Source organism: Hymenobacter aranciens, assembly GCF_030580865.1.
Taxonomy (GTDB): domain Bacteria; phylum Bacteroidota; class Bacteroidia; order Cytophagales; family Hymenobacteraceae; genus Hymenobacter; species Hymenobacter aranciens.
Map to the genome: position 1 here is coordinate 74881 of NZ_JAUQSY010000015.1, position 22893 is coordinate 97773.

20 protein-coding genes are annotated in these 22893 nt (G+C 58.2%); 1 reads left to right on the forward strand and 19 read right to left on the reverse strand.

Annotation, left to right across the window (positions count from 1 at the left end; genetic code table 11):
* Positions 1–19: 19 nt before the first annotated feature.
* From Q5H93_RS19455 to Q5H93_RS19485, 7 genes are all read right to left on the reverse strand, one after another.
* Positions 20–421, reverse strand: coding sequence for a four helix bundle protein (locus Q5H93_RS19455; RefSeq protein WP_305008326.1), 402 nt, complete (start codon positions 419–421; stop codon positions 20–22).
* Between the two features lie 35 nt (positions 422–456).
* Positions 457–1491, reverse strand: a complete 1035-nt coding sequence (locus tag Q5H93_RS19460; RefSeq protein WP_305008327.1) for an AAA family ATPase — start codon at positions 1489–1491, stop codon at positions 457–459.
* 23 nt (positions 1492–1514) lie between these two features.
* Positions 1515–1790, reverse strand: coding sequence for a hypothetical protein (locus Q5H93_RS19465; protein ID WP_305008328.1), 276 nt, complete (start codon positions 1788–1790; stop codon positions 1515–1517).
* Between the two features lie 11 nt (positions 1791–1801).
* Positions 1802–3175, reverse strand: a complete 1374-nt coding sequence (locus Q5H93_RS19470) for a DUF4350 domain-containing protein (RefSeq protein ID WP_305008329.1) — start codon at positions 3173–3175, stop codon at positions 1802–1804.
* On the reverse strand, positions 3175–3921 hold the full coding sequence (locus tag Q5H93_RS19475) for a DUF4129 domain-containing protein (protein ID WP_305008330.1): 747 nt from the start codon (positions 3919–3921) through the stop codon (positions 3175–3177). The genes Q5H93_RS19470 and Q5H93_RS19475 overlap by 1 nt, the downstream gene beginning before the upstream one ends.
* A 108-nt stretch (positions 3922–4029) precedes the next feature.
* Positions 4030–5043 (reverse strand): DUF7847 domain-containing protein, encoded by a 1014-nt coding sequence (locus Q5H93_RS19480; protein ID WP_305008331.1) that lies wholly within the window; start codon positions 5041–5043, stop codon positions 4030–4032.
* An 83-nt stretch (positions 5044–5126) separates the two neighbouring features.
* Positions 5127–6134, reverse strand: a complete 1008-nt coding sequence (locus Q5H93_RS19485; RefSeq protein WP_305008332.1) for a stage II sporulation protein M — start codon at positions 6132–6134, stop codon at positions 5127–5129.
* A gap of 122 nt (positions 6135–6256) precedes the next feature.
* Between Q5H93_RS19485 and Q5H93_RS19490 the strand changes: the two genes are divergently transcribed.
* A complete protein-coding gene (locus Q5H93_RS19490) occupies positions 6257–6973 on the forward strand; it encodes an RDD family protein (RefSeq protein ID WP_305008333.1) in 717 nt (238 codons plus the stop codon).
* Between the two features lie 29 nt (positions 6974–7002).
* On the opposite strand, the gene Q5H93_RS19495 is transcribed toward Q5H93_RS19490, so the two are convergent.
* From Q5H93_RS19495 to Q5H93_RS19550, 12 genes are all read right to left on the reverse strand, one after another.
* Positions 7003–8142 (reverse strand): DUF4394 domain-containing protein, encoded by a 1140-nt coding sequence (locus tag Q5H93_RS19495; protein ID WP_305008335.1) that lies wholly within the window; start codon positions 8140–8142, stop codon positions 7003–7005.
* 115 nt (positions 8143–8257) lie between these two features.
* Complete coding sequence (locus Q5H93_RS19500) at positions 8258–9799, reverse strand: bifunctional GNAT family N-acetyltransferase/carbon-nitrogen hydrolase family protein (protein ID WP_305008397.1); 1542 nt, start codon at positions 9797–9799, stop codon at positions 8258–8260.
* A gap of 291 nt (positions 9800–10090) precedes the next feature.
* Complete coding sequence (locus Q5H93_RS19505) at positions 10091–11248, reverse strand: T9SS type A sorting domain-containing protein (RefSeq protein ID WP_305008336.1); 1158 nt, start codon at positions 11246–11248, stop codon at positions 10091–10093.
* A gap of 56 nt (positions 11249–11304) precedes the next feature.
* Positions 11305–11961 carry a CoA transferase subunit B gene (locus Q5H93_RS19510; protein ID WP_305008337.1) on the reverse strand — a complete coding sequence of 219 codons (657 nt, stop codon included), beginning with the start codon at positions 11959–11961 and terminating at the stop codon, positions 11305–11307.
* A gap of 135 nt (positions 11962–12096) precedes the next feature.
* Complete coding sequence (locus tag Q5H93_RS19515) at positions 12097–12795, reverse strand: CoA transferase subunit A (protein ID WP_305008338.1); 699 nt, start codon at positions 12793–12795, stop codon at positions 12097–12099.
* On the reverse strand, positions 12792–14060 hold the full coding sequence (locus Q5H93_RS19520) for a carboxypeptidase-like regulatory domain-containing protein (protein WP_305008339.1): 1269 nt from the start codon (positions 14058–14060) through the stop codon (positions 12792–12794). The genes Q5H93_RS19515 and Q5H93_RS19520 overlap by 4 nt, the downstream gene beginning before the upstream one ends.
* A 33-nt stretch (positions 14061–14093) precedes the next feature.
* Positions 14094–15041, reverse strand: coding sequence for a bifunctional riboflavin kinase/FAD synthetase (locus tag Q5H93_RS19525; protein WP_305008340.1), 948 nt, complete (start codon positions 15039–15041; stop codon positions 14094–14096).
* Between the two features lie 28 nt (positions 15042–15069).
* Positions 15070–15888 (reverse strand): tRNA pseudouridine(55) synthase TruB, encoded by an 819-nt coding sequence (gene truB, locus Q5H93_RS19530; protein WP_305008341.1) that lies wholly within the window; start codon positions 15886–15888, stop codon positions 15070–15072.
* Positions 15889–15939: 51 nt separating this feature from the next.
* Positions 15940–16770 (reverse strand): undecaprenyl-diphosphate phosphatase, encoded by an 831-nt coding sequence (locus Q5H93_RS19535; protein WP_305008342.1) that lies wholly within the window; start codon positions 16768–16770, stop codon positions 15940–15942.
* Positions 16771–16779: 9 nt separating this feature from the next.
* The gene (locus Q5H93_RS19540; protein ID WP_305008343.1) at positions 16780–17118 is read right to left on the reverse strand and encodes a DUF3098 domain-containing protein; all 339 of its coding nucleotides are present in this window, start codon (positions 17116–17118) and stop codon (positions 16780–16782) included.
* A gap of 119 nt (positions 17119–17237) precedes the next feature.
* Positions 17238–18137, reverse strand: coding sequence for a cell division protein FtsX (locus Q5H93_RS19545; protein ID WP_305008344.1), 900 nt, complete (start codon positions 18135–18137; stop codon positions 17238–17240).
* A gap of 129 nt (positions 18138–18266) precedes the next feature.
* Positions 18267–22871: a translocation/assembly module TamB domain-containing protein gene (locus Q5H93_RS19550; protein WP_305008345.1), complete on the reverse strand. Its 4605-nt coding sequence runs from the start codon at positions 22869–22871 to the stop codon at positions 18267–18269.
* Positions 22872–22893: the final 22 nt, after the last annotated feature.

Consider the following 22893-nt stretch of genomic DNA (forward strand, 5'->3'; position numbering starts at 1 on the left):
AATGTGAAGTTAAAAGTTATCAGTTAAAAGTTGAAAAGGGTGGCTCATTTTCTTTAACTTGACTTATATCCTCATTGCGGGTAGATAAAATGATGGCAGCCAGCATCCTTTTTAACTCTTCAGCATTACCAATCAATGAATCAGCTAAACGGATATCAAGGCATTCGGTGTCGCGTAAGAGTCGCAGCCAATAATGTGTTTCGCGAGCTTCTTTGTAAGCAATGCTACACTTGGCGGCAAAATCACGCCTAGAAAACCCACCAGTAGCTTCCTCAATATTGGCTCCGATAGAAGTACCGCTACGTAGAAGCTGTTCTGCTAAAGCACGTGGCTGTTTCTGCTTGAGTAAAAGCTTATACAGTTTGACAATCCGCTGAGCGAAAGCGTAGCTCTTAAAAAGAACTGTGTTTTCAGCCGTCATGCTGTTTTAACTTTTAACTCTCAACTTTTAACTTTCTACCGTGGTACCTCGATAGTCTGGATAATCTGCTTCACCACCTCATCCGGCGTGCCGCCTTCCATCTCGCGCTCCGGCGTGAGCATGATGCGGTGGCGCAACACGCTCGGCGCCAGGAACTGCACGTCCTCCGGCGTCACGAAGTCGCGACCGCGCAGGGCGGCCAGGGCCTTGGCGCCATTCAGCAACGCCAGCGAGGCGCGGGGCGAAGCGCCCAGGTACAGGGCCTTGTGAGCGCGGGTTTGGCCCACGATTTTGGCGATGTATTCCAGGATATTGACTTCCACGCGCTGCTCGCGCACCTGCTGGCGCAGGGCCTGCAGGTCGGCCGCCGAGAGAATGGGCTGCACCACATTGAGGTCGGTGCCGCCGAAACCGACGTGGTGGCCCTGCAGAATCTGCACTTCCTCGGCCGTAGTCGGGTAGCCCACGTGCAGCTTGAAGAGGAAACGGTCGAGCTGGGCCTCGGGCAGGCGGTAGGTACCTTCCTGCTCCACGGGGTTTTGGGTGGCCAGCACCAGGAAAGGCTCGGTCATGCGGTAGGTGGTGCCGTCCTGGGTCACGGTGCGTTCCTCCATCACCTCAAACAGAGCCGCTTGCGTTTTTGCCGGGGCGCGGTTGATTTCGTCAATCAGCACCACGCTGGCGAAAATGGGACCGGGCCGGAACTCGAAGTCAGACTTGCTCTGCTGGAATACCGAAGTGCCCAGCACGTCCGACGGCATGAGGTCGGGCGTGAATTGAATGCGGCTGAAGGGCACTTCCAGCGTGCGAGCCAGTAGCTTTGCCATCAGGGTTTTGGCTACGCCGGGCACGCCTTCCAGCAGCACGTGGCCGTCGGCTAGCAGGGCGGTGAGCAGCAGTTCCAGCAAATCCTGCTGGCCCACGATAATTTTGCCGATTTCCTGCCGGATGGCCTCGGTGCGGGCCGTGAGGCGGGCAAAATTGGTGCGGGGGGCGAAGGAAACCTCGGCTGTTTCGGGCGCGGCGGGCGCTGGGTTTTCCGGGGTTGGGAGAGTGTTTTCGGGTTCCATGTCAGAATTGAAGGGCGGCGGCATTAGTTACCGGGCACGAGCGTGCCAGCGTAGCCGATAAAGGTTTGGGCAGTGGCCTCGTCGGCACAGGTCGCCAGCAGGCGATGGAGCACTTGACGGGCGTAGTCTTTAGAAAGTAATTGTTGATGATATAGTTGCAAGTCAGTCAGCAGCTCGGCCAACTGTGTCCAGTCGAGTTCATTCATCAGGTCTTTTTCTGCGGCACTGGCCTCGCGGGCAAACCGTTCGGCACGCCAATGGTACTTGATGAGCAGCTGCAAGTGGGGGAGCGTGAGCATGAGCCGGAAAGTTAGCGCGATTCGCGGCGGAAGTCGCTCAGCGCCCGGCTGAGGCGGAGCAGCTGCTGGTCGTTGAGCTGCGGGGCGGTGCGGGCAAAGTTGACCAGCCGCAGCAGCTCATCCACGCGGGAGCGGGGCAGGCCGGCCTTCTGGCTTAGTCGCTCACGGAAGTCCTCGTCGCTCAGGTCGGGGCTGGCTTCGTGGAAGCGGGTGCGCAGAAAATCAAGGAATAAGCCGACTTTTTTCTCCGCAATCAGCGCATGGTTGCTGCCCTGGCGGTAGAGCCCGGCCACGGTGCGGGTAAAAAGCAGCGTAGTATTAGGCAAAGGCTTGATGGTGGGAATGATGCGCTGCCGCCGCCGGGCATACACCACCACAAACAGCAGCGTGCCCAGCAGCGAGAGGTAGTACGCGGCCCGTAGGGCATCGTGGGCCAGCAGCACCCGCAGCAGCGACTGCTCGCCAATGGGACCCTGCTTCTGAAACTCATCCCACCAGGCCTGCCGGGCGGGCAGATAAGCCAGCGCCGCCGCTGCAAAGCTCTGCGTGCGGGGCCGCAACAGGTAATAATTGGTGAAAGCCCGCGGCACCGCGCAAATGTAAAAATGCCCCAGGCCGTGGTCGATTCGCACGTACACGGCGCGGCCCTGCTCGTCCGTAGCCAGCGTATTGCCCACGCGGCCTGAGTCAATCAGCAAGCGGCGGTCGGCGATGGTGCCGGGCAGGCGGTAGCGGGCGGCGGCCAGGGCCGGGTTGGTAAAGTGCAGCGTGACGGAGTCGGGAAGAACGAAGGTTTTGGGGCCGGTGTACTCGGCTCGTTCCGCCAGGCGGGTGTGTACGCCGAGGCTGTCGGCCAGCACGCTCCGGTAGTTGCCCAGATGCTCGGCCGCGATGAAAGCGTCGTTGCCAACGGCCACGTATTTCATAAGTGCCCGCGCATCGAGAGCGCTGGCTTCGAAGCTCTCGTTGACAAACAAGTAATTGGCATGCTCGGGCCGCACCGGAAACTCCACGCTGGCAATGGTGGCGGCGGCCTCGTCCGCGTCTTCTTCCACGCCGCCGGGGTTGGCGTTGGCGGAGTCGGCCGCGGCTACCTCGGCGGCCGAATCGGGCTCGGCGGCCAGGGCTTCGGCCATTGCCTCTTCCAGGCCGCGGCCGGTGAGCTGGCTGTAGATGGGCTGGCGCACCACGTCAATCAAGTCGGTGCCAAGCAGCTGGGGCAGTTGGTCGAAGAGTACAAACGTGCCGTAGGGAATTTTATCCTTGTTGATGTACGTCGGCTTCCAGTCTACCGGCTTGGGGCGGTTGTACTCCACCACCACGTAGCCCGCAAACAGCAGCGCTATCCCCAACAGATACAGGCGAAAAGTCGAAATCCGGGGCATCAGGCGGTGGGGGCGAGAGTAGAAGGGCGGCGGCCGTTGAGCGGCGCAGTTACGGCACGCTGGTCGGCGCGCACCTGCTGGTAGAGGGCGGCAGTGAGCGGCAGCTCGCCATACCACACGTACTCAAATTGCCGGGTGGCTTCGCGGAAGCTATTGCGCAACGCGCCATTGCTAAGCTCGTGCAAGTACGTCTGGTTGGTTTTGTCGGGTTGCCAGTTGATTAAGCCCTGGTCGGTGAGGGTTTTCAGTATGGCGAGGTAGCCCAGGCGCGTGGCCAGCCGGAAGTCGCCGGCTGCCTCCGCTTCGGCAATGCGGGTGGGAAAATCAACTTCGTGAATATTCTCGCCTGTCACATCGTAGGGCAAGGTGCTGCGGCGCGGCTTGCGGCCAAAAACGCCCCCGATGTCCACTTGCAGCAGCTTGAGCACGGCAAATACCAGAATGCCGGCGAGTGCTGCGTAAAAACCATATTTCCAGGTGGTACGGCCTTGCTTGGTGGACGAAATTTTGCCTAGCCACTCCCACAGCCAGTTCCAGAACCGCTCCCAGAAGCTCAATTCCGTCTTCGCCTCGCGGTATTGAAACTCGCGCTGGGCGGCCAGCTCCCGGAGCCGTTCGGCATCGGCCCGGCGCGGCGGCAGGGTAGTGCTACGGTCAACGGGCAAGGTTTGGGTGGGGGCCTCCCGGTCTTCAGCCAGGGTGCTGACGGCTAAGGTGTCGGTCTGCGCAGCCCGGGCTAGTGGCATTGCCAGCCCCAAGGCACAGCATAGCAGGCTGGCTCGCAGGAGCTTTTGGCGGTGATGCCGCTGGCCGCAACCGTGAATCATATTGTCGAAAGTACGGGGGCGCATTGTTTAGTATTCGCCCTCCTCGTCGGGGCGGTAGTAGGTGCCGCTCACCTCGGGGGCGGCGGTCTGCCCCAGGCTATCCACCAGCTGGCGCAGGCCGGTACCTTCTTTGCGCTCTACCAGGTTGAAATACTGAAACATAATGGCAAACAGTGGAATGACGTAAGTAAATGTCAGACCTATCGTGTAAAAGCTAGTGGTGATGATGCTGATAACGGGCGAGGTAAGGCCCGGCACTTTCAGCGCCTGCGCGAAGATGATACCGTACATCGGAATGGCGAAAATATAGGTAATAAACGACTGAATCATGCTGGAAATCATCAACAAGCCAAACGTCGACCACCATTTGCCCTGCACCAGATAAAAGCTCCGCCGCAGGGCCGTGCCGATGCTGACGTCCTCAATCAGAAGGATGGGGAAATAAAGCGACAGCGTGGTGCCAATCCACATGAATACCAGCACAACCAAGAAGAATATGCCGAACACAGAAAACGCCGCGCCAAAGTCGTTGCCACTTGCGGCCGCATTAATCATTCCAAACGACACAGCGCCGATACCACCCATTATCAGAATGCCGATGCCGGCGAATACCAGCCAGCTCAGCAGCATGCGGCCCAGCCGCGCACGCACGGCTGCCCACACCTGCGCTGGCTGCACTTCCTCGTCAGGCGGCGTCGCTAGCCGCACTCGCACGTAGCCGTATGCGGTGCTAATCAGCAACAACACGGCTACCGTAATGCCCAAAATAAACAGGCCGGTGCCCGATACCGCGCTGATAACTGTGCTGGTGTTGACATCGGGCGCTCCGCTGCTGCCCGCCTTGGGGGCCATCGACGTGATATTGCCAAACATCAGCCCCATGCCAATGCCCGAGAGCAAAGCCCCCGGCAGCACAAAATACGCCAGGCTCTTCAGCAGCGGCCGAAACTGGGAGCCGATAAACTCAAACGTGGCGTTGATTTTCGTGCTGAAGTCCCGCTCGCGGCGGAAGTCACTTTCGTGGGTAAAAGTCAGTTTCATTGCTGAATGTATGGTTCAGGTTTTTTGTCTGGTTCCAGGCGTCTTGGCCAAAATGACGGAAAATAATTCTGCTGGTGAATGGCTTATGCCGGCGAGTTGCCAAACTCGACCAGCTCTGCCCGACGGGCGTTATTGTCCGGGCTGCTTTCGCGTAGTCGCCGCGTCAACCGGATTGGGTAAACTACAAAATACCAGATGATAAATACTGCCGACAGACCAATGATACTCAGGCTGGCCAGCACGGGCATTTCGGTGTGGCGCGTCACGAAGCCTTCCAGGAAGCCCGCCACCACAAACACCGGCACCAACCCAATGGCCAGCTTCAGGCCGTCGCGGGCGGCGGCGCGAAAGGCTTCGGAGCGGCTGTAGGTGCCCGGAAACAGCAAGCCCCGCGCCATCACCAGCCCCGCGCCGCCAGCCAGCACGATAGCCGAAATTTCCAGCGTGCCGTGAATCCAGATGGTGAGCACCGAGGCCTGCAGCACGTGGTATTGGTAGAAAAAATACTGGAAAGCCCCCAGCATAACCCCGTTGGCAAACAGCATATAGATGGTACCCAGGCCGGCCGTGCTGCCCAGCGCATACGTAAATAAGGCCACCTTAACGTTGTTGGCGGTGATACCCAGGAACATTACGGTTTCATCCTCGCCTTTGTACACGGCCATCGGGTCGCCTTTGCGGATGTTGGCAATGGTGCGGTCGACGTATCCATCGCCCATCACCACCCGCACAAAGGAGTCATCATAGGCCGCCGACAAAGCGCCTACCAGGCAGAATACAAGAAATATAACTGCTGCTACCGCCAGCGTGCGGTGGTGCCGGGCCACCAGCAGCGGCAGTTCTACGACCCAGAAATGGCCGAAGCGCTGGGTGCCCTCGCGTTTGTTGGCGTAGAGGCGCTGATGCAGCTTGCCGGCCAGCGTATTAAGGTATGCCGTGGTGGGCGACTGCGGGTAAAACGTCTGGGCATAAGCCAAATCGTCGGTCAGGGCCACGAAGCGGGCGGCCAACTCGTCGGGGTTGCGGGCCGGCGTGCGCTCGTACTGCTGCCAACGCTCCTCATTCTGACGCAAAAAAACGGCTTCTCGCATGGGAAAGACTTGAAGCCCTAAAGGTAGGCAGGCAAGCGCCGCCCGTCCAACCAAATCGGGCCTTGGTAGTTCCATGGTGGCTGCCGTATTTTTCGGCTCTTTTTCACTCCCTGCCCTGCTGCATGAGCACCATCCGCGTTCACACTACCCAAAACGTCACGCTTGAATACGAAGTCGCTGGCCTCGGCGAGCGCATCGTGGCCGCCCTCGTCGATTATCTGATTATCGGGGCTTGGGTGGCTGCCTGCACGCTGCTGGTGGTGCTGCTGAAAATCAATGATAACGTTGCCATCACCATTGTATTCATTATAGCGGGTATTCCCTACGTGTTTTATGACCTGCTGTGTGAGGTTTTTTTCAACGGTCAGAGCCTCGGTAAAAAAGCGCGCGATATCCGCGTGGTGCGCCTCGATGGTACTGCCCCGCGCTTGGGTGACTACCTGTTACGCTGGTTATTACGGCTTATCGACGTAAGCTTGTTTAGTGGTCTGGTAGCCATCATCACCATTGCCGTGAGCAGCAAGGGCCAGCGCCTGGGCGACATGGCCGCCGGTACCACCGTCGTGAGCGTACGCCCCAGGCCGCAGGCCGTGCCGCTGGGTATGCAGCTGGCCAACAGTGGCTACCAGGTAGTATTCCCCCAGGCTGCCCTGCTCGCCGACCACGACGTAGCCACCATCCGCCAGCTGCTACACCGGGCTACTTTGAACGGCAACTACCTGCTGATAAACGAAGTATCCGCTAAAGTAAAAGCGCTTACCGGGATTCAGACCGACCTGCCCGACCAACCTTTTCTGGATACTGTGTTGCGCGACCACGCCTACTTGGCCACGCAGTAGCAAGTTTAGAAGCTTAGGTAATCAAATTGTTATTCTACCACTACCCGGCGTGTGGCCGCTGGCTGTCCGTTCACGGCCAGCCGCAACAGGTACAGACCCGGCCGGGCCGTTCCCGCATCCCAACGCAGCGAATTAGTGCCGCTCGGGAGGCTGGCCTGCACGGTGGCTACGGTGCGGCCCAGATTGTCAAACACGGTCAGTTCAGTCTGACTAGGGCGGGATAGATTGAACTGCAGGCTGGTACTTCCCTGCGCCGGGTTGGGCGCCACGGCAATGTCGCGGACCAGGTTAATCCGGTCGCGGCTGGCACTGATGATTGTATTGGGAATTGCCAGGTCGAAGACATACATTCCTCCCAGTATTGGTCCCAGCAATGCAGCCTGTCCGGTAGTAGCGTTCACGGAGTACAAACTAGGCATGCCAAAAGAACCACTCATCGAGCCGACCAACTCAGACCGGACCATGTAAAAAGTGCGTTGGCCATTTGCATCATTGCCAATGGCAAGAGCCGAAAGCGTCCCCCCGCTCATTGACAAATCAACGCCTAAGTTGCCAAGGCTACGTAGTGTGCCATCGGCAGGATTGTCGAGCGTAACAAGGCGGCTGTTCAAGTAATCGAGGCCGAACAAACGAACTGTCGAAGCACCTGCCTGATTAATGTCGAACGCCAGCGAATGAATACCCACTACCTGCCCGGCATTAGGGTCATTAGCGGCGTACTGAACCGGCGCGTCGGTGCCCAGCAGCGTACCATCGACGGGACTGAGGCGGTAGTTAGTGCCCTGTGTGGTAATGACACGAATATCACCGCTGACAGGGTCGAAACAGAACCCATTAAAATCGGAAATACCAGGTAAACTTATGGGTGTACCGATAGGAGTGGCCGCCCCGGTTGTTGGATTCACTTCGAATAGCTGCACCTGACCATTCAGGCCAAAGCCATATAGCCGCCCCGTACCAGGCTGCACCTCCAGCCCAATCAGGTCAAAACGTCCTAGTCCTGTAACTTGGTGCTGGCCATATATTTGATTAGGAGTGGTGATATCAAACGACAACACGTAAAAAGCTCGATAGTCAGTCGGCATATGCAACGCATACATGACTTGAGCGGCCGCCGGCCGAATGATGCTCAACAGAAGTAACAAGCAACAGGTAAAAGTAAGATGCATAGCAGAGTTGAGTAGGTTGGCGGAACTAAGGTAAAAGAAAAAACTCTGGCCGCAAGTCGCGCAGCCAGAGTTTTTTATTAACCTGAAAAATCTTCTCAAATCAAAAAATGCCACTTTATCCCGCTGCCACGGCCTTGCGGCGGCTGCTGGTTTTGGGCTGGCGCTCGGTACCCTGCTCCAGCAGCTCATCGTCGCGCTCGGTTTTCTTCACCCAGCTCACCGAGTACAGGTCCTTGCGGCGGTCGCGTAGGTTGCGCACGGCTCCGCTGGTATTCAGGTCTTTCAGCAGGTCAAGGTCGAGGTCGGCAATGAGGGTCATCTCCGTGTTCGGCGTCGCCTCGGCCACAATGGCATCGTGGGGGAACGCGAAGTCGGAAGGGCTGAACACCGCCGACTGCGAGTACTGAATATCCATGTTTTCGACGCGCGGCAGGTTGCCCACCGAGCCCGTGATGGCCACATAGCACTCATTTTCAATGGCCCGGGCCTGCGCGCAGAGGCGTACCCGTTGGTAGGCATTCTTGGTATCGGTCCAGAAGGGGACGAATAGGATTTTCATGCCTTCGTCACTCAGCATGCGCGATAGCTCCGGGAATTCCACATCGTAGCAGATGAGGATGCCGATTTTACCAAAATCCGTGTCAAATGTGCGCAGCTTGTCGCCCCCGCGCATGCCCCAATAGCTGGCCTCATCGGGCGTCACGTGCAGCTTATACTGCTCATCTACCGTGCCATCGCGTCGGCACAAATAGCTTACGTTGTATAACTTACCATCATCATAAAGTGGCATCGAGCCGGCAATGACGTTGATGTTGTAGCTCACCGCCAGTTCCATCATCTTGGTTTTGATGGGCTCGGTGTAAGCTGCCATTGAGCGAATGGCCATCGAGGGCGACTGCTCATTGGTCAGGGCCATCATAGGCGCATTGAAAAACTCCGGAAACAGTACGCAGTCAGCCTTGTAGCCGCTTACCGTATCCACGAAAAACTCTATCTGCTGAAAAAAGTCTTCCAGGCTTTGGGTAGCTCGCATCTGCCACTGTACAATGCCAATGCGCACGTTGGACTTCTGGTTGCCGATGAGCTTGTCGGATTCCTCGTCGTAATACACGTTAATCCACTCCAGAAGGGTGGCATAGGCCTTACTTTCAGAGTCGTAAGGTAGATAGCCGCGGATGATTTTGCGCACGTAGAAGTCATTCGACAGCTGGAAAGTCAGAATCGGGTCGGTGATTTCCTTATTGCGCACCATTTCCACGTACTTGGCGGGCGTCAGCTCGTTGGCGTAGGCAGCGTAGCCGGGAATACGCCCGCCAGCTACCATGGCGCGCAGGTTTAGGTTCTCGCACAGCTCCTTACGAGCATCATAGAGGCGGCGGCCCAAGCGCAGGTTGCGGTAGTCGGGGTCAACGAATACATCGACGCCATACAGCGTATCACCGTCCGCATCGTGAGTGTCAAACTTGCCGTTGCCGGTGATTTTGGTATACGTGTGTTTGTCGCCGAAACGACTGTAATCCACAATGATGGCTAAGGCGGCAGCTACCAGCAGACCGTTGTCCTCAATTCCAATCTGACCTTCGGGAAACTTGCGAATCAGGTTGTTGTACTCATCCTGCGACCAGGAGCCTTCCATGTTGGAATACACCTTATCCATGATGCCTTTCACTGCTTTAAAGTCGTTACGACGCAAGGTGCGCAGTACCAGACGGTGCAGAGGCTCAACGGGAGGAGCTACCAAATCGGCCGTCTGGGGCAGACCGGGGAGGGTTTGCTTTTTGGCGTGCGAGCCGCCGGGAGTGGGAGAAGAAGCCATAGAAATTCAGCGTATTTATCATGAAAAACCCCGCCAACAAGTGCCAGCGGGGTTTGCTAACTCAATTGCAAACTGCAAAACGGGCGCAGAAGTTACCTGCCAGACCAATGCGGAGATTATTCGGCTGGAGTTTTACTGCCGCACAATGCGCCGCGTGGCCGTACCGTGGGCCGTGGTTACGGTCAGTAGCGCCATGCCGTGGAAATTACCCAGTAGCTTCGGTTCCAGCAGGATGAGGCCCGAGTTGCCATTTAGCTGGCGGCTGAATAGCCGGCGGCCCGCCAAATCGGTAGCCGACACGGTGAGCTCACCGCTACCAGCTGGCACTGTCAGCATGAGCTCATTGCCGACAGACGAAGGGTTGGGGTAGGCCGTCAGCACCGCATCGGTAGCCGCGTCGCGGGTGCCCGTGCGGATGATGCGGCGGTAAATGTCGCGGTACTCAACGCCGGTAATTGTTTCAATACCTAGCACTTGTTGGGTAGTGATAGTGAGCAGCGGCACATGATGGGTTTTGGCCAGCCACTTATACTCGCGGGTCAGCGGAGGGTTGATGGCCGTGCCCGGGATAGCGCCGAAGGCCAGGCTGTCGTGGTCGAGCAGTCGGGTTACCACCCGCACCGTCTGGAAAGTGCCGAAGGGCGTCGTGAGCGTGCCCCAGGCATCGGGCCGGTTCACGCGCTTGCGCCGCTGGCTAAGGTACCCGGTGCCGGGCACACTGATGCTGAAAAAGGAGTTGCTGGAGTCGGCTGCGCTGGCAAAGCTCAGCGGAAGGCGGTAAATGACATCCTGTTGCGCCTGGCTGGCATACGTGACGGGCACCTGCAAGCCGCCCGTTACCGTAGCCCCAAAGCCAACCGAGCGGAACGACTGATTCGCCGTCCCTGCCGCCGAGGTGTTGTAGAATTGGTAGGGGTCGGTGAATGGCAGCGCAACGGGCGCATTGGCAGGCAATGGGAATGCCTGCGGCGAAGCCACGGTGGCGCGATTACTCCCACCCAGTGCCCCGAAAGAAAGCTGGTAGAATGCGGGCAGGGTATTGACCGCCACAAACCGCGCCACGCGTTGCGAATTGGCGGTCAGAGCGCTGTAGTTCCAGGTTTGGTTGGCGCCGCGCTGCGTGAGGGGGGGCGTACCTGCAGGCAGGATAGGCCCGGCCACGCTGAGGCGCAGGGTATCGAGGGGCACCGGCATATCGGTGCGGTCAATGATGGGCGACACCTGCCCTATAGCTGGCACAGCGGCCAGGCCCAGCGCGGTGGCAAACAAGGAGTAAAAGTATTGGCGCATATAAGGTCAAAAGAAATTTTCCCGAAGATACACCCGTCACCACGCCGGGCAAGCGCCTAGAAGGTCATCTCCGGAATTTCCTCGGTGGGCACCACCAGTTTACCGGCCGTGGCCGCCCGAATCTGCTCCACGGTCACGCCCGGGGCGCGCTCACGCAATACGAAGCCGTCGGGCGTCACGTCGAGCACGGCCAGCTCAGTCACAATTTTCTTCACGCAACGCAGACCGGTGATGGGCAAGGTACAGTCGGACAGTAGCTTGCTGCTGCCATCTTTGGCCACGTGCTGCATGGCCACGATAATGTTTTTGGCCGAGGCCACGAGGTCCATTGCACCGCCCATACCTTTCACCATCTTGCCGGGAATCTTCCAGTTGGCAATGTCGCCGCGCTCCGATACTTCCATCGCGCCGAGGATAGTCAAATCGACGTGCTCGCCGCGAATCATACCGAACGAATCGGCCGAGGAGAAGATGCTGGAGCCGGGCAGCGTAGTCACGGTCTGCTTGCCAGCGTTGATGAGGTCGGGGTCCACTTCAGCTTCGGTGGGGAAGGGGCCCATGCCGAGCAGCCCGTTTTCGGACTGCAACTCAACGTTGATACCCGCCGGGATGTAGTTGGCTACCAGCGTGGGAATGCCGATGCCGAGGTTGACGTAGGAGTTGTCTTTTACTTCCTGCGCGATGCGTTGCGCAATTTGATTTTTGGTGAGCATTAGTGTGTCATGCTGAGCGGAGCGAAGCATCTTATCACGCCAGCGCCGCAGTGAATACTATTTCTGACGAAGCAAAGCGCGAGGCAAATTTTTGCCCTCGTGATAAGATGCTTCCTTCGTCAGCATGACAGTTAGTTACCCCTGCCGCACCGTACGTTGTTCAATTCGCTTCTCGTAATTCTTCCCTTCGAAAATGCGCTGCACAAAAATGCCCGGCGTGTGTATCTCGTTGGGGTCCAGCTCGCCGGCAGGCACCAGCTCTTCCACTTCGGCCACCGTAATTTTGCCGGCGGTAGCCATCATCGGGTTAAAATTGCGGGCGGTGCCTTTGTAGATAAGGTTGCCGGCGGTATCGCCGCGCCAGGCTTTCACGAAGGCAAAATCGGCGTGTAAAGCGGTTTCCAGCAGGTACATTTTGCCGTTGAATTCGCGGCTTTCCTTGCCCTCGCCCACTTCGGTGCCGTAGCCGGCCGGGGTGTAGAAGGCCGGGATGCCCGCGCCGCCGGCCCGGCAGCGCTCGGCCAGTGTGCCCTGCGGAATCAATTCTACTTCCAGCTCGCCGTTCAGGAGCTGGCGCTCAAACTCGGCATTTTCGCCTACATAGCTGGAAATCATCTTTTTCACCTGCTTGGTTTGCAGCAGCAGGCCAATGCCGAAATCATCGACGCCGGCGTTGTTGCTGATGCAGGTCAGGTTTTTTACGCCAAGGCGTAGCAGCTCCTGGATGGAGTTTTCGGGGATGCCGCAGAGGCCGAAGCCCCCGAGCATCAGGGTCATGCCATCGGCAATGCCTTCGAGGGCGGCGGTGGCGTCAGATACGGTTTTGGTTATCATGGGCGGGTGGGAGGGGAGGAGGAGGCACCAGTGGCCGGGGTGGGCGGCGTGTAATCGAAAGGCAAAAATTCACCAATTTTCTCAAAACCCCAATATTCACCGTTCGATACATCGAGCGGGTTGAGCAGCGAGCCGTCGGCCTGAATTTCGGCCTGCTTGCCCTGCAGCCGCAGCCGCGACACCTGCCGCTTGGCCGGATACGTGGTGCCCTTGGGCGGCGTGCCGAGTGACGACATCGGTTTGCCGTACTTGGGGTCGGGGGCCTCACCAAAGTAAGTTACTTGCAATTCGCCGGTAAAACGCAGATACACACGCTTTCCATCGGCGGAAGCCCGGCGAATACTGTCGATGGGCAGGGCGGCGGGGTTGAGCGTAGCGTAGATGGGGGCCGAACGACTCCACAGTGACAGTGAATCCTTTTCGGCTTTGGTGAGGTTGCTGCCGTCAGGGTGGCGCTCGAGCAGCATGCGGCGCAGGCTGTCGGTCTGGCCGTAGCGGTTGTTGATAATAACGCGGACCTGCTGAGCCATAAAGCCCTCGGTGCGCAGACGGTTGCGGTACACGCTGCGCAGAAAGTGCATAAACGAGCCTTTGTAGGCAATGAGGCGGTTGGCTTCCCAAAGCTTGCGCTGAGCCTCATCACGGGGCTTCATTTCCTCGAACACCGGCTGGCCGTAGTACGATACCGAGCGGCTACCCTTATCGTAGTTGAACTCCAAGCCGTAGTATTTCAGGCGGTAACCCAAGGCGTCGTTCTCAATCTGGGCGTAGTTTTTGGCGCGGGCCGAGAGTTCATCGTCCTCTGCATCATATAGCACACGCACGTCGTCGGGGTTCGTGATGTGGCACTGCTCGGAGAAGGTGCTGCCGCCCAGGAATAGCTTACTGAATTCCTGATATTCCTCGGGCTTGTTGGGCTCAGGCTGCACTACTACTTCCGCCAGCTGGTTGCCGGTAGGGGCCAGCAGCACCGTAACTTGCTGGGTGCCGCCCGCCGTCACGGTTACGCTCTGTTTGCCCAGGCGGTAGCCTACGTAGGAGCCCACCAAATCGTAAGTGCCGGGTGGCACGCGCTTGAACTCAAATTTGCCAACGTCGGTAGTTGTTTCGCCCTGAGTGGTATTGGCCAGAAACACGCTGGCGAAGGCCAGCGGCTCGCGGGTCACCGAATCGAGCGCTACACCGGTTATTTTACCCTGGGCCTGGGCTACGTAGTTGATAGCTACCAAGCCAATCATCACCAGAAACAGCCGAAATAATTTCATTTGCCGGAGGATAGTAAATAAGAAAAGTGCAAGTTACGCCAGCGCCGCCCGCGTGGCTTGCGCATCTAACGCCAATTGGGCCGTTAACGCGTCCAAACCGTCGTATTTTTCCTCGCCCCGCAGCCAGGCTACAAACTCCAGCGTTAGCGACTGGTCGTACAGGTCACCTTCAAAATCCAGCAGATTGACTTCGATGGTCTGGGCCAAATCGTCGCCAATGGTTGGCCGCACACCAATGCTGAGCATGGCCGGATGGCGCGTGCCCGCTGCCGTGGTGGCCCACACTGCGTAGATTCCTTGCGCCGGCACCAGTTTCAGCGGCTCGTCAATCTCCAGGTTGGCAGTGGGGTAGCCGATGGTGCGGCCGAGCTTCTGCCCATGTACCACCCGCCCGGTGAGCGGGTACTGATAGCCGAGGTAGCGGTTGGCGGTAGCGATGTCGCCCTCAAGCAGGGCCCGGCGAATGCGGGTGCTACTCACTCCTACGGCGTCTACATCTTCGCGGGGAATTTCCTCCACCGTGAAGCCGTAGCGTTCGGCGTGCTGGCTGAGATAGTCAAACCCGCCCTCGCGGTTTTTGCCAAAGCGGTGGTCGTAACCAATGACCAAGCGCCGGGCCCCTACAGTGTCAATCAGCAGCTGCTGAATATATTGCTCCGAAGTCCAGCTGGCAAAATCCTTCGTGAAGGGTACAATCAGCAGGTAGTCGACCCCAAACTCGGCTAGTTTGGCAATGCGCTCCTCCAGCGTGTTGAGCAGTTGCAAGGCCAGCAGTTCAGGATGCGTGGGTGGCGGCCCGAGCACCAGTCGCGGGTGCGGCCAGTAGGTAATCACCACCGACGGCCCGCCGCTGGCCTGCGCCACCTCGTGCAGCCGCTGCAAAATGCGCTGATGCCCCACGTGCACCCCATCAAAGGTACCGCTGGTGACGACGGCATTCTGAAGCAGCGGAAAATCAGCGGGGTCGCGGATGACGAGCATAGGGCGCAGCTAAAGCGAAAGCAGCAAGTTAGTCGGCTGGGGTATCTTCGGCCGCCGGAGCGGCTGGCGCGGCGTGGTTGGCGGCGTAAAAGTCGAGGCCGGCGCGGGCCTCCGGGCGGCGCTCCGGGCGCGCCGGGCCAGCGCCTTCGGGACGAGGCGGCCGCAGAGCCTCAATGGCGGCAATGCTGAAGGCGTCGGCCAGCTGATATTGGCCAATGCGCGTACGGACCAGCTTGGTGAGATGGCCGCCGCAGCCCAGTGCCTCGCCCAGGTCGCGGGCTAGGCTGCGGATGTAGGTGCCTTTGGAGCACACCACGCGGAAGTCAATGTCTGGCAGGGCGATGCGAGTCAGCTCGAAAGCTTTTATTTCGACAGTTTTGGATTTGATTTCAGCTTCCTGACCCTGGCGCGCCAGCTCGTAGGCCCGCTTGCCGTCAATTTTAACGGCCGAAAACAGTGGCGGCGTCTGCTCAATACGGCCCACAAACGGTAGGGTGGCTTCCTGAATCTGCTCCTCGGTGAGGTGCTTGTAAGGACGGGTTTGGTCCACGGCCGTTTCGAGGTCGAAGCTGGGGGTGGTTTCGCCCAGCCGGATGGTGCCAGTGTATTCTTTCTCCTGAGCCTGAATCTGGTCGATTTCCTTGGTTTTCTTGCCCGTGCAAAGAATGAGCAGGCCGGTCGCCAGCGGGTCGAGCGTGCCGGCGTGGCCGATTTTCTTCACCCGTAAGGTGTTTTTGACCTTGCGCACCACGTCGAACGAGGTCCAGGTCAGCGGCTTGTCGAGCAGCAGCACGACACCTTCGTCCAGGTTTTTAGCGGATAGCAGATGGCTGTTAGCTTCTTGCATACGGTATTGGCCCCGCTAATAGCTAGCTGCTATTAGCCAACAGCTTCTTTGTTAAACCAGTTTTAAATCAATGCCAAAGCCCAGCATCAGCAGCAGCAGGCCGCCCACGATGACGCGGTAGATACCAAAGGCCCGGAAGCCATACTTCGACACGAAGCCCACAAACAGCCGGATAGCCAGCAGCGCCACCACAAAAGCTACCACGTTGCCAAGCAGCAGTAGCTTTATTTCATGGCCCGAAAATAAGTTGCTTAGCTCAATTCCTTTCGCGTGCGCTTCCTTGTAGTAGTCGTATAAATCCTTGGCCGCCGCCGCCGTCATGGTGGGCATGGCCAGGAAGAAGGCAAACTCGGCGGCAGCCTGCCGGGTGAGCTTCTGGGTGAGGCCGCCAATGATGGTAGCGGCCGAGCGACTAATACCTGGCACAATGGCAATGCACTGAAACAACCCGATTATCAGGGCTTCCCGAAAGCTGGGCGTGGTTACCGGATGTCCGCCTTCCTGCGGCTTTTGCTGCGGAAACAGGCGGTCGATGAATATCAGCACCACGCCACCGAGCAGCAGCATAGCGCCCACCGTAGCCACTGATTCCAGCAACTGGTCGATGTGTTTTTTCAGCAGCAACCCAATTACTACAATCGGCAGAAACGCCACCAACAGCTTGAGGTAGAAGTCAAAACTTTGGAAAAAGCGACGCCAGTACACTACCAGCACCGATAGGATGGCTCCCAGCTGAATAACTACCAGGTAGAGTTTGGTAAACGTGGTAACCGGAATGCCCAGCAGCGCCGAGCTGATAATCATGTGCCCGGTGCTGGATACCGGCAGAAATTCAGTAATGCCTTCTACAATAGCGAGAAGCAAAGCTTGCCAATACGTCATGCCGGGTACTTACGGGCGCTTGTAGGTCGGAGCGGGGGCCGGAGTAGGCGCTACTACCGGAGCCACTGGCGGCGGCGTAATGCCACTGGTCGGAGCAACCGGTGCAGAAATCGGAGCTGTTACGACCAGGTTTTTATCGCGCACCATGATGGCAGCGAATTCGATACCGAAACCAATGACGAGTAGCAGCGGCCCCAGGGTGATACCCACGAAGTCTTCACCGTAGTTTTCCTTGTCGCCAAACATCATGGTGATGAAGCCAATAGCCAGCAGGGCCAGCCCAATCCACATCAGGCGAAAGTTGCGCGGCCCAAAGGCGAAGCGGGGAGCGGGAGGAGTAGGATTCATTTTAACAATTAACAATGAGCAATTAACAATGAGCAATGGGTATCAACGAACAATTTGGGAAGTGGTAAGTCGACAGCCGACTACTGATTGTTCATTGCTAATCATTCATTGTTAATTGATTAGTACAGGTCGTCGAGCGACATTTTCAAATACTTACTTACGGCACGGGCCGAGCTGAGGAAGCCAATACCCACGCCTACGCCCACCACGGCCAGCAGCAGCAGACCGATGCGCAGGTCGTCGCGTAGGAGCTCCAACTCTTTCACTTCCAGGTAGGCGTATTGCAACAGCGCTACCAGTATCAGCGCCGCTACCACGCCACTGGCCAAGCCCTGCCAGGTAGCCCGGCGCAGGAAAGGACCCTGAATGAACATCCGGGTTGCCCCCACCAGCTGCATGGAGCGAATCAGGAAACGCTGGGAGTAAAGCGCCAGCTTGATAGTGTTGTTAATCAGTATCACTACCACAAACACGAGCACCGCCGCAAAGCCCAGCAGCACCAGACTCACCCGCGTTAGGTTTTCGTTGATGCTGGCAAACAGGTTTTGCGGGTACTGTACCTCAAACACGCCCCGCTCGGTCGCCAGCGAGCGGTCGAGCTGGTGCAGGTGCATGGTGTCGGTGTATTCGGGCTTTATTTTTAGAACGTAAGCATCACGCAATGGATTGTCGCTCAGAAATTGGCGAAAATCTTCACCGGTGCTCTGCAGCAACTGGCGGGCGCCTTCTTCCTTACTTACGAAGCGGATTTGCGGGCGGCCGTTTTTCTCCGCCACGTAGGGCTGCTGGCCGAGGTCCTGCTGCAGGCGCAACAGCTCGGTTTCGGGCAGGTCACGGTCGAGGTACACCTGCACCTCCAGATTTTCGCGTACTACCTCGCTGAGCTTGTGGGCGTGTAGCAGCAGTAACCCGAATAGCCCAATAACTACCAGCGCCAGCGTAATGCTGAACACCACGAGCAAAGTAGGGTAGGAGCCTAGCTTTTTCTTGCGGGTGGAAGGGTGAGTGGGGGCGGCCATATTTTGGCAAAGGTACTCCTGGTAATGAGCAATTGGCAATGAGCAATTGGCAATCTAGCGCAAACGATAAAAACAGGCGTCTAGTAAGCCGGTCAATTGCTCATTGCCAATTGCTCATTATTAATTGAATCACAGTGGTGTGCGTGGGTCTTCATCCACCGTCAGGCGTTCCTTGCCGCTTTCGCGGGCCTTCATGGTGTTGCGCTCGCGGCGCTTGGGGTTTTTACGGCTAAACAGCTCGCCAAAGGTGTTAAACTGCTCAGTATGCAGTAGCGAAATGCCAGCACGGGGCTGGTTTACCGTTTGCAGGTCGCGGGGCGTGGTTTCGTAGCGGAGCTTGACGCGGAACTTACCGTCGGCTCGTAGGAAATACTCCAGGCTGAGGTCGCCCAGAAGTGCATTCTGTCCGGTAGTGCTAGACGTGGTGCCTGGAGTAATGGTATTGTTATTGAGTGCGTTATTGTTGGTGAAGCCGCCTTCGCGCGTTACGCGCAGGCGGCCGTTCAAAAAAGAGTAGCTCAGCCGCACCTGCAAGGCCTGGAGCTGCTCCGATGTCAGACCGTTGATATTGAAGTCAATTTCCAGGTTCTGGTCAATCTGCGAGGTCAGCAGCCCCAGCTGCGTGCTCAAAATCTGGCCCAGGCTATTACCCACGGTATTGTCCTGTCCCCGGATGGAAATTTGGTTGAAGGAGCCGAGCGGAGACAGTTGCTTGAATACCAGTAAGCTGAAAACCTGGCGGTTTAGCTCCTGCTCATCGTTGCGAATAGCGGTGGTGAAAGCAGCCAAGTCGCCCTGTAGGGTGCCGGGCGCATCGTTGAATTCCAAGCCCAGCTTGATGGTGGGTAGCAGTAGCGGGCCAGACAGAGTCATCACAGCCGTTACGGGCACCACGGCCCCATTGCCCGAAGAAGTAGTGCCGCCGTAGATGACGGGCGCCAGCGAGGTGCGCTGGGTGTAGGTGGCCGTCACGTTCATCTCGCCGGCCAGCGGGTCGCCATTCCAGGTGATGATGCCGCCGGGGCGGACGACGAACTCCTTGTTTACCAGGCCTTGCAAGGTGAAATTGTAGGCGCCGCGCACGATTTCCACCTGCCCATACATATTAAATTCGCCCCGGGTATCGATGCTCATGCGCAGTTGGCCGGCGGCCGAGCCGCGAATGACGTCGCCGGTGCTTTCGTCGAGCAGAATTTCCAGATAAGCTTCCGGCGTCACCGTCAGGTTCATGTCCAGGCGGATGCCGGACAAATCGACCTTGTCCTGCGCGGCCAGTGGTATGGCTTTCTTGCGCACCACGGTATCGGCCGTGTTATTGTTCACGAACTTAATGTAGCCGGCTTTCTCGGCTTTGGCGGCGTTATCGAAGGGTAGCGACAAACGCGTGCCTGCCTCGCTACTAGCCCGCACTACTACGTTGAGGTCGTTGGTAGGGCCGGTTATGCGGGCGGTACCAGTAGCATAGGCAGTACCGAAATACATGTCGTTGTCGCGGCGGGTAGTATTAAGCACCTGGAGCTTACGGAAATTAGCCGCAATTTCCAGACTCATATCGTTGAAACCGCGGTGCCGGACGACACCGTCCACAGTACCCGTGTTGCCCAGCGCATCGCGCAGCTTCACGTTGCGGAAGTCGATGCTGGTCATCGTGAAGTTGATGCGGTCGGCAAACGTATAGGTAGTCTTCAGATAATCAAACGTGAGCCGGCCGTTGCTCACATCGATGCCCCCCACTAGGTTGGGGCTGGCAAACTTGCCCGTCAGCCGCAGCTCGCCGCGGCCGGTGCCGCCCAGGTTGCTGAACAACGAGCCTAAAAAGGGCTGTGCCAGCACGATAGGCGCATCGTTGAGCTTGCCGGTGATGTTGAACTGGTTGATGGGGTCGTTGGGGGCGAGGTCGCCGAGTACGGTCAGCACCGACTGCCCGTTGCGGGCCACATCAAGGTTGAGCAGCAGCTTGCCGGCGCGGTTGTCCCAGTCGCCGCGCCCGGCCACCTGCCCGATGAGCGTACCATCGTAAATCAGCGAATCGACGCTCAAAGTGCTGTTAATCATCAATGGGCCGTACACGCCCGCCACCGTGCCATGGGCATTCACGCGGCCACTCAGGCGCTGACCGGTCAGGCTGTTGATGTTGGCCAGCTCGAAGTCTTTTACCGTCAGCTCCAGCGGCTGCTTGGTAGCATCGCCCGAGATAAATCCCTGAGCACCTACAAACTGCTTGCCGTTGCTGAAGGTCAGGTTGGTCACGTCGAACTCGCGGCCGTAGTCCGAAATCCGCACCGAGTTATCGGCTGCGATGGTCCATTCCTTATCCAGTAGATTGACTGTAGAGCGCTGAAAAACAATTTCTACCATGCGTGGTAGAAAGGCCAGCGCCCCGTTGATGGTAGCCCGGTTAGTGGTGCCGGTCTGGGCCAGCGAAGTTGAAAAGTTGATATGATTCTGGTCCCACACGCCTTCGACCACGAATTTCTCGGTGCGCCCCAGCCCAGGCAGCACCTGCCGCGCCGAGGTCACGCTGGCCTGGGCCAGGATTTCGGGCTGATAAGGCAGCTTGGAAGTCAGAAAATCTATTTCGTTGTCAACTGTTTGGATATTTCCATAGCGTAAGCTGTCGAGATGGCCGCCAAACTGAAAAATCGACGTTTCGCCGTTGCGGAACGAGCCGTCGAGCTTGCTGTTATCCGATATCCGCAACTCCGGCACGAATAGGGCCAGCACCGGGTTGGCGCGCTTCAGGTTGAGCTGCAAGTCGACTTGGTACACTGGCAAGGGCCGCTGCAGCTTCTTACGGTAATACTCGGCCGTGGCCACGTCATTACTCTCAAAGTTAAGCTCATACTCGGTGATGAGCGTCCGTACATCGCGCACTACGTCGGAAGTGTTGAAGATGCCGCTCACGCTGGCATCCACGGCTTCGGAGCGCACGGTCACGCGGCGCTCGTTGCGGCGATTGCGGGTGCTCACCACGTCCAGCGTGTCCAGCGTGAGCACGCGGCCATCCATGGTGAAGCGCGACCTGCGCAGGTAGGCATAGCCGGTCAGCGAATCGAGCTCCACGCCTTTTAGCTGCACATTGGCCGTAGTGGCTACGGTGAAATTCTGATTTGTAAGCTTGAGGGCGCGTAAATCGGCTTTGGCGATGGTGGCGCGCAAATCCACCACTTGGTGGGCGCGGCTGAGGTTGACGTGCCCAGCGGCCGACAGCCGGACGTTGGGGTCGTTGATGCTCACCTTACCCCGAAAGTCGTTGTAAGCGAAGGCACCGTTGAAGCTAACGTTTTGGTAGCGGTAGCCATTGAGCCAGATGCGCTGGGCCGTAACGTTGGCGTTGCCCCGGGCGTCGGGCGGCAGAAAGCCGACCCCATTCACGCGGCCGTTCAGCGTCACATCGCGGATAACGCTTTCGTCGCCTAAGAATTTGCCCAGCTGAAAGTTGTTGCTGCGTACCGTGCCGGAGTAAGCGGCATGGGTGAGGTCGGTTTTGGTCTTGAGGTTAACGTCCGTCGTCACGTTGCCGAGGGCGGTTTCGAAGCTGGCGTTGGCCACGAAGTCGCTATAAAAGCCCATCACCTGGCCTTGCAGCTTCACGCGGCCCAGCTTGCTCACCACCTCGTTGGCCGAGGCGGGCAGCCAGCGGCGCAGGTCGCGGGTTTCGACCACCGAGGGCAGCAAGCGCAAGTCGATGAGGGTTTTGCGGTAGTCGGGGAGGCCATCGGCATAGGCATGCTTGGCCACGATGTGCGTGCCGGTGCCGTAGCGCACGTCGAGGTTATTGACCTTGAAATCGCGCACGTAGCCTTCGGCGTCGCCGGAGATGAGCACTGTTTCGTGCAAGTCCTTGAGCTGGGGGGCAAACTTGGCAATGTCGTCCGAATACACCCGCGAGCCGCGCAGCCGCGCGGTGGTTTTCATCGAGTCATTGTAGTCGGTGAAATTGCTGAACGTACGGTAGTCAAAGCGCACGTAGTCTTTCACCTGGCTGCGGCCCACGCGCAGGTTCAGGTTCTTGAATTCCCAGAAATGCTCGTGGTACTGAATGTCGGCCGTGATTTCGCGTAGCTGCGTCTGCGACGGGGTTTCGACGGCGTGCAGGTGGTCGAGGTGGGCGCTCAGGGTGTCGCCAATGTGCAGGTTGGTGATGTCGGCGTAGATGCTGTCGGCCACCAGGTGGTCGTAGTCGATACTACGGCCGTAGTAGGGCTCCAGTGGGTCGCCCACCTCCTCAATGGCGAAGTGACCATTGCGGATACTCACGTCTTTAATCTTGAAATCGAAGCTCGACTTAGTAGTGTCTGTTGAAGGCCCCATCAGCCGCTTTACTGATGAAATGAACTGGTCGAGGGTAGTAGAATCGGGCTGGCCGGCCAGGTTTTTTAGCTCGAAGCGGGGCTCTTCCAGTGTGAGCTTGCCGATGTGCAGGTGGCTGGGGTCGAAAACCGAGAAAAGCGCAATATCCGCATCGGCCCGCCCGATGCTGAACAGCTCGCCCCCGGCGCGGTCGAGTACCCGCACACCGTCGAGTAGCACCCGGGAGAAGGGGCGCACATCGACCCGCTCAATCGTGACCTGCTGGCCCAGCTTGCGGGTGAGCACGGTGGTAGCCTCGTGGGCCAGGCGCGTCTGTACGCTGGGTATGCGCAAGGCTACCAGCGCCCCCACTACCAGCAGCACCAGCAGCAGCACGAGGCTCAGCAGCACTTTTAGCAGGATGGAGAAGACGCGACGCACCGAACAACGAGGTAGAAAACCA